At 72.5% G+C, this 15,045-nt stretch carries 12 protein-coding genes; 6 read left to right on the top strand and 6 right to left on the bottom strand.

Annotated features, from left to right (window positions below):
* The first annotated feature begins 83 nt into the window (after positions 1 to 83).
* The 3 genes from K8U61_RS10320 to K8U61_RS10310 all read left to right on the top strand — a co-directional run bounded on the left by K8U61_RS10320 (position 84) and on the right by K8U61_RS10310 (position 2,953).
* A complete protein-coding gene (locus tag K8U61_RS10320; protein WP_224122927.1) occupies positions 84 to 1,253 on the top strand; it encodes a sensor histidine kinase in 1,170 nt (389 codons plus the stop codon).
* Positions 1,250 to 1,927, top strand: a complete 678-nt coding sequence (locus K8U61_RS10315) for a response regulator (RefSeq protein WP_224122926.1) — start codon at positions 1,250 to 1,252, stop codon at positions 1,925 to 1,927. The genes K8U61_RS10320 and K8U61_RS10315 overlap by 4 nt, the downstream gene beginning before the upstream one ends.
* An 87-nt stretch (positions 1,928 to 2,014) precedes the next feature.
* Positions 2,015 to 2,953, top strand: a complete 939-nt coding sequence (locus tag K8U61_RS10310) for a DMT family transporter (RefSeq protein ID WP_224122925.1) — start codon at positions 2,015 to 2,017, stop codon at positions 2,951 to 2,953.
* Here K8U61_RS10310 and K8U61_RS10305 read toward each other — a convergent pair.
* From K8U61_RS10305 to K8U61_RS10295, 3 genes are all read right to left on the bottom strand, one after another.
* Positions 2,937 to 3,470, bottom strand: a complete 534-nt coding sequence (locus tag K8U61_RS10305) for a type III secretion system chaperone family protein (protein WP_224122924.1) — start codon at positions 3,468 to 3,470, stop codon at positions 2,937 to 2,939. The two genes, K8U61_RS10310 and K8U61_RS10305, sit on opposite strands and share 17 nt — an antisense overlap.
* Positions 3,467 to 4,732: a D-inositol-3-phosphate glycosyltransferase gene (gene mshA / locus K8U61_RS10300; RefSeq protein ID WP_372454232.1), complete on the bottom strand. Its 1,266-nt coding sequence runs from the start codon at positions 4,730 to 4,732 to the stop codon at positions 3,467 to 3,469. Before mshA ends, K8U61_RS10305 begins: the two co-directional genes overlap by 4 nt.
* A gap of 102 nt (positions 4,733 to 4,834) precedes the next feature.
* On the bottom strand, positions 4,835 to 5,161 hold the full coding sequence (locus tag K8U61_RS10295) for a hypothetical protein (protein WP_224122923.1): 327 nt from the start codon (positions 5,159 to 5,161) through the stop codon (positions 4,835 to 4,837).
* A 48-nt stretch (positions 5,162 to 5,209) separates the two neighbouring features.
* Between K8U61_RS10295 and K8U61_RS10290 the strand changes: the two genes are divergently transcribed.
* Together K8U61_RS10290 and K8U61_RS10285 are read left to right on the top strand one after the other, a co-directional pair.
* Positions 5,210 to 5,962 carry an SDR family NAD(P)-dependent oxidoreductase gene (locus K8U61_RS10290; protein WP_224122922.1) on the top strand — a complete coding sequence of 251 codons (753 nt, stop codon included), beginning with the start codon at positions 5,210 to 5,212 and terminating at the stop codon, positions 5,960 to 5,962.
* A gap of 13 nt (positions 5,963 to 5,975) precedes the next feature.
* Positions 5,976 to 6,665, top strand: coding sequence for an aspartate/glutamate racemase family protein (locus K8U61_RS10285; RefSeq protein ID WP_224122921.1), 690 nt, complete (start codon positions 5,976 to 5,978; stop codon positions 6,663 to 6,665).
* A gap of 18 nt (positions 6,666 to 6,683) precedes the next feature.
* Here the strand turns inward: K8U61_RS10285 and K8U61_RS10280 are convergent, their stop codons facing one another.
* From K8U61_RS10280 to K8U61_RS10270, 3 genes are all read right to left on the bottom strand, one after another.
* Positions 6,684 to 9,914, bottom strand: coding sequence for a hypothetical protein (locus K8U61_RS10280; RefSeq protein ID WP_224123039.1), 3,231 nt, complete (start codon positions 9,912 to 9,914; stop codon positions 6,684 to 6,686).
* 136 nt (positions 9,915 to 10,050) lie between these two features.
* Positions 10,051 to 10,521, bottom strand: coding sequence for a PPOX class F420-dependent oxidoreductase (locus tag K8U61_RS10275; RefSeq protein WP_224122920.1), 471 nt, complete (start codon positions 10,519 to 10,521; stop codon positions 10,051 to 10,053).
* 143 nt (positions 10,522 to 10,664) lie between these two features.
* Positions 10,665 to 13,043 carry a hypothetical protein gene (locus K8U61_RS10270; protein WP_224122919.1) on the bottom strand — a complete coding sequence of 793 codons (2,379 nt, stop codon included), beginning with the start codon at positions 13,041 to 13,043 and terminating at the stop codon, positions 10,665 to 10,667.
* Positions 13,044 to 13,150: 107 nt separating this feature from the next.
* On the opposite strand from K8U61_RS10270, the gene typA reads away from it, so the two are divergent.
* The gene (gene typA, locus K8U61_RS10265; RefSeq protein WP_224122918.1) at positions 13,151 to 15,043 is read left to right on the top strand and encodes a translational GTPase TypA; all 1,893 of its coding nucleotides are present in this window, start codon (positions 13,151 to 13,153) and stop codon (positions 15,041 to 15,043) included.
* The last annotated feature ends 2 nt before the right edge of the window (positions 15,044 to 15,045 follow it).

Below are 15,045 nucleotides of genomic sequence, written 5' to 3'. Positions count from 1 at the left end.
GACGGGTGAACTCGGCGTGAACATCGAGCAGCCGGGGTCCCGGACGGGCGAAGCCCCGGTGAATACCCTCGTACCATTGAGTCGTGGATGCGACGACGCAGGCGTTTCTCGCTGCCGCCATCGGCGCCGTCGTCGCTGGAGCGGCGGTGCTCGCGTGGCACGTCAGCGACCGCCAGCAACACAGCGCGGCGGCGGTGGAGGAGCCCGTCGTGCCTCCCGGCGTCGCGACCGTCCTCTCCGTCCTGCGCAGCAGCGCGGTGGTCGTCGACGACAGTGACGTGGTGCTCAAGGCCTCGGCGCCGGCGTACGCCATGGGCCTGGTGCGCGGCTCCAACCTGGTCTCCCTCGAGCTCGCGGACCTGGTCCGCAAGGTCCGCCGCGACGGTCAGATCCGCGAGACCGAGCTGCTCCTCGCCCGCCCCAGCGGCCCCGCGCGGCACGTGACCGTCCGGGTCGCGCCGATCGGCTCGCGACTGGTCCTGGCGCTCGTCGAGGACCGCACCCGCGAGCGTCGCGTGGAAGCGGTGCGCCGCGACTTCGTCGCCAACGTGAGCCACGAGCTGAAGACGCCCGTCGGCGCCATCCGGCTGCTCGCCGAGGCGGTCCACGACGCCGCCGACGACCCGGAGGCGGTCAAGCGCTTCTCCGCGCGGATGCTCACCGAGAGCGACCGCCTCTCCCGGCTCGTGCAGCAGGTCATCGAGCTCTCCCGCCTCCAGGGCGACGAGCCGCTGGACACGCCGCTGCCGGTCCACATCGACGACGTCATCGGCGTCGCGGTGGACACCAGCGCGATCGACGCGGACGCCAAGGGCATCTCGGTCGTCACCAGCGGCGCCCGCGACCTCGAGGTGCTCGGCAACGAGGAGCAGGTGACCGCCGCGGTGGCCAACCTGATCGCGAACGCCGTCTCCTACTCCGACCCCGGCGCGACCGTCGTGGTGTCGACGAAGGCCGACGACCAGGTGGTGACCATCGCGGTCGTCGACCAGGGCATCGGCATCCCGGCCGACGAGATCGACCGGATCTTCGAGCGGTTCTACCGGGTCGACCCGGCCCGTCACCGCTCCACCGGCGGCACCGGCCTGGGCCTGTCGATCGTCAAGCACGTCGCGGCGACGCACGGCGGCGAGGTCGACGTCTGGTCCGTCGAGGGTCAGGGGTCCACGTTCACCCTGACCCTGCCGCGCCACCTCTCGACCCACTCGGGACCCATGAGCACAACCATCATCCAGCAGGAGGCACGACGGTGACCCGCGTACTGGTCGTCGAGGACGAAGAGAGCTACAGCGAGGCCCTGGCCTACATGCTGCGCAAAGAGGGCTTCGAGGTGGCGATCGCCGCTGACGGGAACGCCGCACTGACGGAGTTCGACCGCAACGGCGCCGACATCGTGCTGCTCGACCTGATGCTGCCCGGCCTGCCCGGGACCGAGGTGTGCCGCCAGATCCGGCAGACCTCCACGGTGCCCGTGATCATGGTCAGCGCCAAGGACGACGAGGTCGACAAGGTGGTCGGGCTCGAGCTCGGCGCCGACGACTACGTCACCAAGCCCTACTCCCCCCGCGAGCTGGTCGCCCGGATCCGGGCCGTGCTGCGGCGCGGCCAGGAGCCCGACCTCTCCCCGGCGACCCTCGAGGCCGGCCCGGTGCGGATGGACGTCGAGCGGCACGTGGTGACGGTCGACGGCAACACCCAGAAGCTGCCGCTCAAGGAGTTCGAGCTCCTGGAGATGTTCCTCCGCAACCCCGGCCGGGTGCTGACCCGCGGTCAGCTCATCGACCGGGTCTGGGGCTCGGACTACGTCGGCGACACGAAGACCCTCGACGTCCACGTGAAGCGGCTGCGCGCCAAGATCGAGCCGGAGCCGAGCGAGCCGAAGTTCCTCGTCACCGTGCGCGGCCTGGGGTACAAGCTGGATCTCTGACCCGCGTCGTCGGAGTTGGCGGGATCTCCCGCTCCGACGTCCGAAAACCGCGTGTATGCGGGGTTCGCGCGTCCCTAGGCTGGCGCGGTGAGCACGACGATCCCCGCGACCGAGCCCGACACCAGCACGCCGCCGACCTGGCTGCCGCTGGCCGCGGTGGGGATCACGCTGGTCTTCTGGGCCTCGGCGTTCGTGGCGATCCGGCACCTCGGTGAGGACTTCTCCCCCGGCGCCCTGTCGCTCGGCCGGCTGCTGGTCGGCGCGACCTGCCTCGGCGTGGTCGCGCTGAGCCGCGGGCTGCCGCGCCCGACCGGGCGGGAGTGGGTCTCGATCGTCACGATCGGCGTGCTGTGGTTCGGCGTCTACAACGTCGCCCTCAACGCCGGCGAGCGCCGCGTCGACGCTGGTACGGCGGCGATGCTGATCCAGATCTCGCCGGTCCTGATCGCGCTGCTCGCGGCGGTCTTCCTGCACGAGCGCTTCACCCTCTACCTCGGCATCGGGCTCGCGCTGGCCTTCGGCGGTGTCGGGCTGATCAGCCTCGGCAGCGCCGGCAACGGTCACGACAACGACGTCCTCGGCGTGGTGCTCTGCCTGGTCTCGGCGGTCGTCTACTCGGTCAGTCTGATCCTGCAGAAGCCGCTGGTCGCCCGGCTGCCCGCCATCCACGTCACCTGGCTCGCCTGCACGGTCGGCGCCGTGGTGTGCCTGCCCTTCCTCGGCGACCTGGTCGACCAGGCCCGCGACGCGTCGGCGTCCTCGATCTGGTGGGTCGTCTACCTCGGTGTCTTCCCGACCGCACTGGCCTTCACGACCTACGCCTTCGCCCTGCGCCACATGAGCGCCAGCAGCCTCGGCGTCACGACCTATCTCGTCCCGCCGATCACGATCGTGATGGGCATCGTCTTCCTCGGCGAGGCCCCGCCCGCGATGGCGTACGTCGGCGGCGCGCTCGCCCTGGTCGGCGTGGCGGTCGCGCGGCGCAAACCCCGGACCATCGCCGAGGAGGTCAGTCCTCCGGCCTAGTCGACGACGGGTCGGGCTCCTCGCCGGACTCCAGCCAGCCGCGGAAGGCCTCGAGGTTCTTGGTCGGCTCGCCGCGCAGCTTGCGCCACTCCCACTCCTTGCGGATCGAGGAGGCGAAGCCCAGCTCGAGGATCGAGTTGAAGGACTCGTCGGCGTAGCTGAGCACCGAGCCGAGCAGCCGGTCGAGCTCGTCGGGCGTCACCGCGGCGAGCGGCAGGCGGGCGTCGAGGTAGATGTCGCCGGCCGCGTCGACGGCGAAGGCCACGGCGTACATCCGCAGGTTGCGCTCGAGGAGCCAGCGGTAGACCCGCTCGTGGTTCTCGTCGGGGTTGCGGCAGACGAAGGCATGGACGCCGAGCGCGTGCGGTCCGATGTCGAGGCGCACCGGCGTCTGGAGCTTCTTCTCACCCGGCAGCGCGAAGGAGAAGACCCCGTCGGCGATCTCGTCGTACTCGAGCTCGGCGGCGGCCAGGTGGTCGCGGACGACCTGGGCCGGGTCCGCGGCAGCGTCGGTCACACCGTCTCCCGCAGGTCGCTGCGCGCGCGCTGGTAGACGCGGAGGGTGCGCTCGGCGGTGGCGTCCCAGGAGTAGCTCTTCGCGTTGCGCAGCGCGCCCCGGCCCATCAGGCCGGGCAGGTGGTCCATCTCGATGAAGGGACGCAGCGCGGCCGCCCAGGCCCGCGGCTCGTGGCCCTCGACGAGGAAGCCGCTCCGCTCGTCCTGGACGACCGTGGTGAGGCCGCCCACGGCGGCGGCCACGACCGGGGTGCCGCACGCCTGGGCCTCGACGGCGACCAGGCCGAAGGACTCGTTGTAGGACGGTACGGCGACCAGGGTCGCGGCGCCGTACCACTTCGCGAGCTCCTTCTGCGTGACCGGCGGGACGAAGCGGACCACGTCGTCGAGCCCGAGCTCGGTGGCGAGCTGGGCCAGCGACTCGGGGTGCTCGAGGCCGCTGCCGGAGGGTCCGCCGACGATGGGGACGACCACCTGGGAGCGGATCCCGGGAGTCTGGTGGAGCAGCTCGGCCACCGCGCGCAGCAGCACGTCGGGCGCCTTGAGCGGCTGGATCCGGCCGGCGAAGAGGAAGACCGACGCGTCCACCGGCAGCCCGAGCTGGGCCCGCAGCTTCGCGCGGTCGCGCGGCGGCTTGAAGACCTTGAGGTCGACGCCGGGGTGGACCACCTGGACCCGCGAGGGGTCGGCGTCGTAGAGGTTGATCAGCTGCTTGGCCTCGAGGTCGGTGTTGGCGATCAGCATGTCGGCCGCCTCGACGACCTGCTCCTCGCCGATCACGCGGGCAACCGGCTCGGGGGTGTCGCCCTCGGCGAGCGCGTCGTTCTTGACCTTGGCCATCGTGTGCATGGAGTGGACCAGCGGCACGCCCCAGCGGTCGCGGGCGAGCGCGCCGACCTGGCCCGAGAGCCAGTAGTGGGAGTGGACGACGTCGTAGTGGCCGACCGGCTGGGCGGCCTCGGCGCGCAGCACCTCGCGGGCGAAGACGCAGAGCTGACCGGGCAGCTCGCCCTTGGTCAGGCCCTCGAACGGGCCGGCGTGGATGTGGCGCACCTGCACCCCGTCGTACGCCGTCACGACGGGCTCGAGCGTCGAGCTGGTGGCGCGGGTGAAGATGTCGACCTCGATGCCGCGGGCGGCCATCTGCCGGGCCAGCTCGATGACGTAGACGTTCATGCCGCCCGCGTCGCCCGTGCCGGGCTGGTCGAGCGGCGAGGTGTGCAGGCTGATCATCGCGACGCGCCGGATCGGCTCCGCACCCACCTGAAGTCCTCTCGCTCGTCGGGACGCTGCGGCCTCGTAGGCCCAAGAAGGCACAACCTCCGGAAGCCGTGTCTGATTCCCGCCGGACATCGGGGTACCCCCTCAGCGGGTGTGGGAACCGCGCGACGGCGGGCGCCGGGAGAGCGCGATCCCGCCCACGACGACGGCGACCGCGCCGCACGCGAGGTAGACCGTCGTGTCGTCGAGGTTGTCGCGGAGCACCTGGACGACCGAGCCGACGAGGGCGAGGAAGCCGAGGCCGGCGACCAGGCGCAGCCAGACCGGACCCTTGCTCACCAGACGCGTCCCGGCGGCGGCGACGCCGACGGCGAGGAGCGCGGCCCCGACGGGAGCGAGGAGGTCGACCCAGGGGGCGCCCACCCAGCAGAGGCCACCGAGCACGGCGATGACCGCCACGACTGCGCGCATGGCAGGCCAGTGTGCCAGTCGCCCGGCGGCCGGACCAGAATGGTCGCCATGGACCAGCAGACCCCCCGCCGTACGGCCGTCGTCACCGGCGCGAGCAGCGGCATCGGTGCGGCGACCGCGCGGGCCCTGGCCGCCGCCGGCTACCACGTCTTCTGCGCCGCGCGACGCCGCGACCGGATCGAGGCGCTGGTCGCCGAGATCGGCGGTACGCCGGTCGCGTGCGACGTCACCTCGGAGTCCTCGGTGGCGGCTCTCGCGGAGCTGGTCGGCGACCGGCTCGACCTGCTCGTCAACAACGCGGGCGGCGCCTTCGGGGCGGCCCCGGTCGCCCAGGCCGACAGCGACGACTGGCGCCGGATGTACGAGGTCAACGTGATCGGCCTGATGCAGGTCACCCGAGCCCTGGTGCCCGCGCTCGTCGCCAGCGGGGCCGGCGCGATCCTCAACGTCGGGTCGACGGCGGGCCGGATCGCCTACGAGGGCGGTGCCGGCTACACCGCCGCCAAGCACGGCACCCAGGTGGTCACCGAGACGCTGCGGCTCGAGCTCTGGGACCAGCCGGTGCGGGTCATGGAGATCGCGCCGGGCATGGTGAAGACCGACGAGTTCGCGCTGGTCCGCTTCGAGGGCGACCAGGACAAGGCCGACGCGGTCTACGCCGGTGTCGCCGAGCCGCTGACCGCCGAGGACATCGCCGACGCGATCACCTGGATGGCCACCCGGCCGCCGCACGTCAACGTCGACGAGCTGGTGATCCGTCCGCGGGCGCAGGCCGCGCAGCACAAGGTGCACCGGGTCTGACAGAGTGCCGGTCATGCAGACGATCGGACTGGTCGGTGGACTCAGCTGGGAGAGCAGCGCGGTCTACTACCGCGACCTCAACCGTGGCGTCGAGGACCGGGTCGGCGGGCTGTCGTCCGCCCAGACCGTCCTCGCTTCCGTCGACTTCGCCCGGGCCAACGCCCTGCAGGAGCAGGAGCGCTGGGACGAGGTCGCCGACCTGCTGGTCGGGGCGGCCCGCGGCGTCGAGGCGGCGGGCGCCGACTTCCTGCTGCTCTGCACGACCACCTTCCACCGGGTCGCGGACCAGGTCGCCGAGGCTGTCGACATCCCGTTGCTGCACCTGGCCGACGTGGTCGCCGAGGCGGTGAAGGCCCAGGGGCTGGACTCGGTCGGCTTCCTCGGCACGACGTTCGCGATGTCGCGGTCGTTCTTCACCGACCGGGTCGCCTCGCACGGCCTGACCGTGCACGTGCCCGACGAGCGGCACCACGACACGCTCAACCGGATCATCTACGACGAGCTCGTGCACGAGAAGGTGCTCGACGGCTCGCGCCGTAGCGTCGTCGGCCTCATCGACGAGCTGTGGGACGCCGGCGCGGGCGGGGTGATCCTCGGCTGCACCGAGCTCGAGCTGCTGGTCCGCCAGGCCGACGCCGACATCCCCGTCTTCCCGTGCACGACGCTGCACGTCGCCGCGGCCCTCGACCGCGCGCTCGCCTGACCCGACCGACCGGCGCGACTACCAGCGCAACGCGGACGACGGGTTCGGCACCGCCACAGTGATCGTGTCGGTGTAGACCGTCGCGGCCGTGTCGAAGCGCACCGACACCGTCGTGTCCATCGCCAGGCCGGGGATGGACGGCACCGTCCAGGAGTAGGTGCAGCCGTCGACGAGCGGCACCGACGCGGCACCGGAGAAGTCGCCGTCGTCGGTGATCTGCACGCTGTGCGCACCTACCGGCGGCCTGATCGAGAGCGTCACCTGCGCCGAGCCGGTGCTCGCGTCGCCGCCGTTGATCACGACGCCGATCGCGCCGCCGCAGCTGTTGCCCCCGATCGCGTCGGACCGCGCGGCCCCGGAGGCGACCCCGGGGACGGTCGCGACCACGACGCACCGGACCGAGGCGGTCGCGTCGGCGGCGGACAGCGTGTAGGTCGAGCCGGTGCCGACAGTCGCTCCGTTGCGTTGCCAGAGGGTCAGGTAGGTCGGCGTGGTCGCCGAGGTCCAGGTGCCGCGGTTGCAGGTCAGCGTCTGGCCGGTCGCGGCGGTGCCGGCGATCGACGGGGCCACCGTCGGCACCGGCGTGCTCCCCGTGAGCGGGTCGGCGGTGACCGCTGTCGTGGTCCGCGACGTGCTGCCGGCACTGTTGGTGGCGGTGACCGTGCAGGTCAACGACGCGGTGGCGTCCTGGTTGAGCACGAGGTACGTCGCAGCCCCGGTGTCCGCGATCGGCGAGCCGTTGCGGTTCCAGCGGTAGGCATAGGTGAGGCCGCTGCCGCTCCAGCTGCCCTTGTCGCAGGTGAGCGCGGAGCCGATCCGCGCGGCTCCGGCGATCGACGGCTGCGACACGACCGCCGGCGCAGCGGGCAGCACGGTCACCGGGCTGGTGGCCAGGGCCGCCTTGCCCTCGCCGTTGGCCGCGATCACCACGCAGGCCAGGCGGGAGCCGACCTCGCCGGCGCCGATCGTGTACGTCGACCCGGTGCCGACGTCCTGGCCGTCGCGCTGCCACTTCGTGGAGGTCGTCACCGGCGGCAGGCCACCCCACGAGCCGGGGTCGCAGGTGAGGGTCTGGCCGACGACCGGGCTGCCGGAGACCGACGGGAGGGTGCCCGTGCTCGACGGGGCGTGGCCGGACCAGGCTCCGATCACCTTGCCGGCCGAGGTCGCCGACGAGGAGCCGGAGGTCACCGTGCAGGTGAGCAGGGTCCCGGTGTCGAGGAGCGGGTCGGTGCTGAGCACCGTGTAGGTCGACCAGGTGGCGAGCGCGATGGGGGTGCCGTTGCGCTGCCACTGGTAGCTGACGCCCGAGCCGAAGCCGTTCGGCGGCGTACACGTGAGGACCTCGCCGGGCGCCGCGTTGCCGCCGATCGTGGGCGGGACGGGGATCGCCACCGGGTCGGTGGTCGCGGTGGTCTGGCCGCCTGAGGTCTTCCCGGTCACGGCGCAGGTCAGCGAGGTGCCGGTGTCGGCGCTCGCGACGACGTACTGGGCGGAGGTCGCGCCGGAGATGTCGGTCCCGCCGCGCTTCCACTGGTAGGTGAACGTCGGGGTGCCGGTCCAGGCTCCGGAGCCGCAGGTGAGGGTCGAGCCGACCGTGGTGGAGCCGCTGATCGAGGGCCGTACGGCGTTGGTCGGGCCGCCGGTGCCCCCGATCGTGACGGCGGCGGAGACGACGGTCGTCGTGCCGGCGCTGTTGGACGCGGTGACGGCGCAGGTCAGCGCGGCGCCGTTGTCGGCGGACACCACGACGTACGTGGCGGCGGTCGCGCCGGCGACGGCGGTGCCGGCGCGCCGCCACTCGTAGGCGTAGTCGATCGGGGTGGCGCCGGCCCAGGTGCCCTTGGCGCAGGTGAGGGTCGACCCGACCGCGGTCGTGCCGGAGATGGTCGGGGGGTCGCTGTTGGTCGGACCCGTGCCCGCGCCGCCCCCGCCGGAGATCGTGACCGCGGCGCTGGTGACGCTGGTCGTCCCGGCCGCGTTGGTCGCGGTGACCTTGCAGGTGACGGCGGTGCCGGCATCGGCGGCGGCGACGGTGTAGGTCTCGCCGGTCGCGGCGCTGATGGAGGTGCCGTTGCGCTGCCACTGCCGCGCGTAGGACAGGGTGCCGCCGCCGGGCGGGCTCGCCCACGAGCCGCGGTTGCAGGTGAGGACGCCCCCGACGGCCGCGGTCCCGGTGACCGACGGGGCGTCGGTGTTGACCGGCGCGCTCGCCGAGCCGCCACCGCTGCCGCCGTCGTCCCCGCCGTCGTCCCCGCCGTCGTCGCCACCGTTGTCGCCGCCGTCGTCCCCGCCGCCGCAGTTCCAGTCGCTGCCGTCGCAGTCGCCACCGCCGCCACCACCGCCGCCGGAGGACGTGGTCGCCCGCGTCGCCCAGTGCGTGTAGCCGCCGGTGTCCCAGCGCTGGACCCGGCCGTTGCTGGTGTCGGCGATGAAGAGGTTGCCCGACAGCGAGCCACCGTCCTGGTCGTGCTGGGCCAGGGCGCTGGGGTTGTCGAGGCGCCCCGCCTGCCGGCTCGCGCGCGGCGGGTGGCCGAGGGTGCGGTAGAGCGAGTAGCCGTTGTTGGTGTCGAGCAGGTAGACCGCGTTGTTGGCGGTGTCGCTGACCGTGAGCTGGCCGTAGCGGTCGACCGCCAGGCCGCTCGGGCGCGGCGCGCGGCCGCCGTACGGGCGCTTGAGGGGCACGGTGTCGGCGGGCTTGGACGCGTTGCGGATGGTGCGGGCGCGGAAGGCGAGGACCTTGCCGGCGTCGGGCATCGCGACGTAGACCATCGCGACCCGCCCGGCCTGGGCGTCGCCGTACGTGATGCCGCGCGGGTGGCCGGCGCCCGGGAGGTCGACGGTCGCCACGACGCCGCCGTTGCGGTGGTAGACGGTCATCGTGCTCGAGCACCGGTCGGCGACCCACACCTTGCCGGCGCCGAAGGCGATGCCGCCGTACTTCGCGGCGGGCCAGTCGCTGCAGGTCTGCACGGGGTCGTGGTCGAACTGGTCGATCTGCTTGCCCTTGCGGTTGAGCACCATCACGCTGGTCTCGAGGTCGACGAGCACGGTGTTGTCGTCGGTGACCACGATGCCGTCGACGGACTCGTCGGTGTCCAGCGAGACCGGGCTGAGCTTCTTGCCCTTGGGCCCGATCCGGACCAGCTTGCCGCCGCCGGCGAAGCCGACCCACGACGTGCCGTCGCCACTGACACCGATGGCCGTGGGACCGTCGGTCGCTGCAGCCTGGGCGGTCTCGGCGGTCACCAAAGACACGGTCCCGAGGCCGGTGCAGATCAAGGCAAGACCGATGAGGCGGCCCAGGGGGGCGAAGCCGCGCACGCCGGAACCTTAACGTCGGATCGCGTGCTCCCGGGCCGCCCGTCTGGACCGGTGCCGGCCCCTACTCCGGTGCGCGATCGGGCGGGAAGCCGCCGGTCGCGATCGGACCCCACGACTCCACGGTGATCCGGACCAGCGACTTGCCCTGGCGGCGCATGGCGGCGCGGTAGTCGTCCCAGTCGGGGTGCTCGCCGGAGATGCAGCGGAAGTACTCGACCAGCCCGTCCTCGGCCTCGGGAGAGGGCATGTCGAGCACCTCGGCGGTGCCGTCGACCTGCACCCAGGCGTCGTCCCACTCGTCGGAGAGGACGAGGACGGACGCCGCCGGACGGCGGCGCAGGTTGGTGGCCTTGGCGCGGTCGGGGTACGTCGAGATGACGATCCGGCCCTCGGCGTCGACCCCGCCGGTCACGGGCGAGAGCTGGGGACGCCCGTCGGAGCGGGTGGTTACGAGCACTAGGTGGTGCCGGGTGCGGACGAAGTCGAGCAGCTGGTCGCGGGAGACCCGGTCGGCGGTGGCGATGCGCGGCATGCCTCCACCCAAGCACGACGCCGGTGAGACCCACGCCGAGATATGTAACGCGGAGTTATGGACGCTACCGAGCCGGTCTAACGGATCACCGGACCCCATAACTCCGCGTTACATATCCGGCCGCCTCCCGGTGACCGGCCCGGTCAGATCCGGAGGCGGTACCAGCCGCTCGCGTTGCCGGCGTGGTCCCAGACCCGCACCCAGCGCAGCTTGGAGCTGTCGACGTCGTTGACCGGGTGGCGCCACGGCACCCACCGGGTGTCGCCGCGGGTGTGGCCGACCTGGACCTTGGCGATGCCGGTGCCGCGGTCGGAGGCGTGGATGGTGAGCACCCACGACCACCACGAGTCGCGCCACCGCGCGGTGATCCGCCGGATGTGCGGGGCGGCGGAGTCGAGCACGACCTGGTCGGAGGCCTTCCCGCTCGCGCCGGTGAACCGGACCCATACGGTCTTCGGCGTCCGGCTCGACCGCTTGTCGAGGGTCCAGGGGTAGGCGCACGAGCGGGTCAGGCCGCGGGTGTCCGCGTGCCGGAAGGACGCGTCGTTGCTGATCACGACGCCGGTCGCACCGCGCGGCGCGCGGATGCGCAGCGACACGTAGGGGTCGCGGGCGTAGCGGTGGCCGTGGTCGATCGCCACCGACGGGCGACCGCGGCAGGTGGAGGTGGAGCCGGTGCCCGGGTCGTCGGGGTCGTCGTCCCCGCCGCCGCTCCCGCCCGTCGGGACCACGGCCGGGGACGTCGCGGTCGCCGCCCCCGCGGGGTTGGTGCCGGTCACCTCACAGGTGAGGGAGGCGCCCCGGTCGTCGGCGACGACGGTGTGGTGGTCGCCCTGGCTGCCGCCGATCGCATCGCCGTCGCGCCGCCAGGTGTAGCTGAAGAGCGGCGCGTTCTCCCAGGTCCCGGGGTCGCAGAAGAGCACCGAGCCGACCGTCGCCGTGCCCTCGATGGAGGGGCGGCGGTCGTTCGACGGTGGGCCGACCTCGTCGCCGCTGCCGCCGTCCTCGATCACCACCGCGTCGCTGACCGCGGGCCTGCTGGCGCCGTAGGCGTTGCTCGCGACCACCCGGCAGGTCAGCCGGTGGTAGAGGTCGCTCGCGGTCACCAGGTAGTCGGCGGCGTTGGTGCCCGCGAGCAGCTGGCCGTCGCGCAGCCAGCCGTGCACGGAGGACTCCGGGCTCGGATCGGTCCAGGTGCCGGGCGAGCAGTGCAGCACCGAGCCGGGCGTGGTCACGCCGCTGATCTCGGGACGGGTCACGACGTACGGCGGGGACGTCGCACCGGGGATCGGGAAGGCGTCGCTGACCGCGGGCGCGCTCCGCGCACCGGTGGCGCTGGTCGCGACGACCGAGCAGCTGAGCTCGGTCGAGACGTCGGCGGAGGTGATCGTGTGGGTCGGTCCGGTCGCCCCGATAGCCCGACCGTCGCGCAGCCAGCTCTCGACGTACGCCGCCACGTCGCCCTCCCACGCGCCGTCGTCGCAGGTGAGCTCCTGCCCGACGGCCGGCGAGCCCTCGACCGCGGGCAGCACCGTGTTGACCGGGGCCCCCTCGTCGGCGGGCGGCTGGGCGTTCGTCATCCACTGCGTGGTGCCGTCGGTGGACCAGCGCTGGACCCGGCCGTTGCCGGTGTCGGCGACCCAGAGGTGGGCGTCGAGGCTCTCGCCGGCCTGGTCGATCGCGGACGGGTCGTCGAGGTAGCCCTTGTCGGGCGCGGGGTCCGGCGGGTGCCCGAGGGTCCGGTAGAAGTGGTAGTCCTTGGTGCCGTCGTAGAAGTAGAGGGCGTTGTTGGCGACGTCGGTGACGACCAGCTGGCCCTTGGCGTCGGCGGCGAGGCCGCCGGGCACGGGGGTGACGTAGCCGGGCTTGTCCTTCTCGATCCTCAGGGTGCGCACCGGGTCGGAGGTCGCCTTCAGCCCGGCGAGGTCGTAGACGAGGACCTTGCCCGCGTCCGGCAGCGAGACGTAGAGGCGGGCGGGGACGCCGGCGCCGGCCCTGCTGACCGCGATGCCGCGCGGGTAGCCGCTGCCGGGCAGGTCGAGGGTGAGCTCGAGGTCGCCGAGCGGGCTGTAGACGCCGACCGTGCGGGCGCAGCGCCCGGCGACGTAGATCGCGTCGGCCGTGGCCTTGATGCCGCCGTAGGTCCCCGGGTCGTGGGCGGCGTCGTCCGGGCAGGAGAGCGAGGGCCGGTGGCTGAAGTGGGCCAGCAGGGTGCCGTCGGCCGGATCGAGCTGGGAGATGCTGTCGCCGTAGTCGACCCAGAGGGTGCCGGCCGGGTCGACGTCGAGGGCGGTGACCGGGTCGTCGCGGTCGAGCGTCACCGACCCGTCCGGGTCGCCGTCCGGCGTCAGCCGGAGGACCCGACCGCCCGCCGCGAACCCGGCGTACGACGTCCCGTCGGCGGCGACCGCGACGGCGATCGGCCGCCCGGTGCTGACCGCGTCGGCGGGCGCCGCGGGCACGGCGAGCACGCCGACGAGGACCACCGCCGTCGTCAGCGCATGCCGCAGCGCGCCCCCCACGCGTCGAGGGTAGGTCGGCGCCGGACCCGGCCGCGGTGGCTTGCGGAAGTCTTGATGCGGCCTGCGGATTCCGAGCCGGACACACTGCGCCACTAGACTCGACCCTCGTGCCTACCACTGCTCGTACCGATCTCCGCAACGTCGCCATCGTGGCGCACGTCGACCACGGGAAGACCACCCTCGTCGACGCGATGCTGAAGCAGGCGGGTGCGTTCACCGAGCACCAGGCCGAGGGCGTCGCCGAGCGGGTGATGGACTCCGGCGACCTCGAGCGCGAGAAGGGCATCACGATCCTCGCGAAGAACACCGCGGTCCACTACGCCGGCCCCGCGGCCGAGGGTCAGCCGATGACCATCAACATCATCGACACCCCCGGGCACGCCGACTTCGGCGGCGAGGTCGAGCGCGGCCTGTCGATGGTCGACGGGATCGTGCTGCTGGTCGACGCCTCCGAGGGCCCGCTCCCCCAGACCCGCTTCGTGCTGCGCAAGGCGCTCAACGCTGACATGCCGGTGATCCTGGTCGTCAACAAGACCGACCGCGGCGACGCCCGGATCTCCGAGGTCGTCGACGAGACCTACGAGCTCTTCATGGACCTGCTCGACGAGCACCACAGCCAGGACGCCCTCGACTTCCCGGTCGTCTACGCCTCGGGCCGGGCCGGCGTCGCCGGTCTCGAGATGCCGGAGAACGGCGAGCTGCCCGACTCCAGCGACCTCGAGCCGCTCTTCAAGACGATCCTCGAGACGATCCCCGCGCCGACGTACGACGAGGGCGCGCCGCTCCAGGCCCACGTCACCAACCTCGACTCCTCGCCGTTCCTCGGTCGCCTCGCGCTGCTGCGCATCAAGGAGGGCAACCTGAAGAAGGGCCAGACCGTCGCGTGGATCCGCCGCGACGGCGAGGTCAAGAACGTCCGCATCACCGAGCTCCTCATCACCGAGGGCCTCGAGCGCAAGCCGGGCGAGACCGCCGGTCCCGGCGACATCGTCGCGGTCGCGGGCATCCCCGACATCACGATCGGCGAGACCCTCGCCGACCCCGAGAACCCCATCGCGCTGCCGCTCATCCACGTCGACGAGCCGGCGATCTCGATGACCATCGGCACCAACACCTCCCCGCTGGTCGGCAAGGTGAAGGGCGCCAAGGTCACCGCCCGCCTGGTCAAGGACCGCCTCGACTCCGAGCTGGTCGGCAACGTGTCGCTGCGCGTCCTCCCGACCGAGCGTCCCGACGCCTGGGAGGTGCAGGGCCGTGGCGAGCTGGCGCTCGCGATCCTGGTCGAGCAGATGCGCCGCGAGGGCTTCGAGCTCACCGTCGGCAAGCCGCAGGTGGTCACCAAGGAGGTCGACGGCAAGGTCCACGAGCCCGTCGAGCGCCTGACCATCGACGCCCCCGAGGAGTACCTCGGCGCGATCACCGAGATGCTCGCCACCCGCAAGGGCCGGATGGAGCAGATGACCAACCACGGCACCGGCTGGGTGCGGATGGAGTTCCTGGTCCCGGCCCGCGGCCTGATCGGCTTCCGGACCGAGTTCCTCACCACCACCCGTGGCACCGGCATCGCCCACCACATCTCCGAGGGCTACGAGCCGTGGGCCGGCGAGATCCGCTCGCGCGCCTCGGGCTCCCTGGTCGCCGACCGCAAGGGCGCGGCGACGGCGTACGCCATGACCTCGCTGCAGGAGCGCGGCGTGATGTTCGTGGACCCGACCACCGAGGTCTACGAGGGCATGATCGTCGGCGAGAACTCCCGCGCCGACGACATGGACGTCAACATCACCAAGGAGAAGCAGCAGACCAACATCCGGTCCGCCACCTCCGACAACTTCGAGAAGCTGATCCCGCCGCGCAAGCTCTCGCTCGAGCAGTGCCTGGAGTTCTGCCGCGACGACGAGTGCGTCGAGGTCACCCCCGAGACCGTGCGGATCCGCAAGGTCGTGCTCGACCAGAACGAGCGGGCCAAGATCGCCAGCCGCGCGCGCAAGGCGAGCAAGTAGTC

Source organism: Nocardioides mangrovi, from assembly GCF_020073815.1.
Classification (GTDB): Bacteria; Actinomycetota; Actinomycetes; order Propionibacteriales; family Nocardioidaceae; genus Nocardioides; species Nocardioides mangrovi.
The sequence above is the reverse complement of the archived record's forward strand: the minus strand, read 5'-3'. Positions and strand labels throughout refer to the sequence as shown.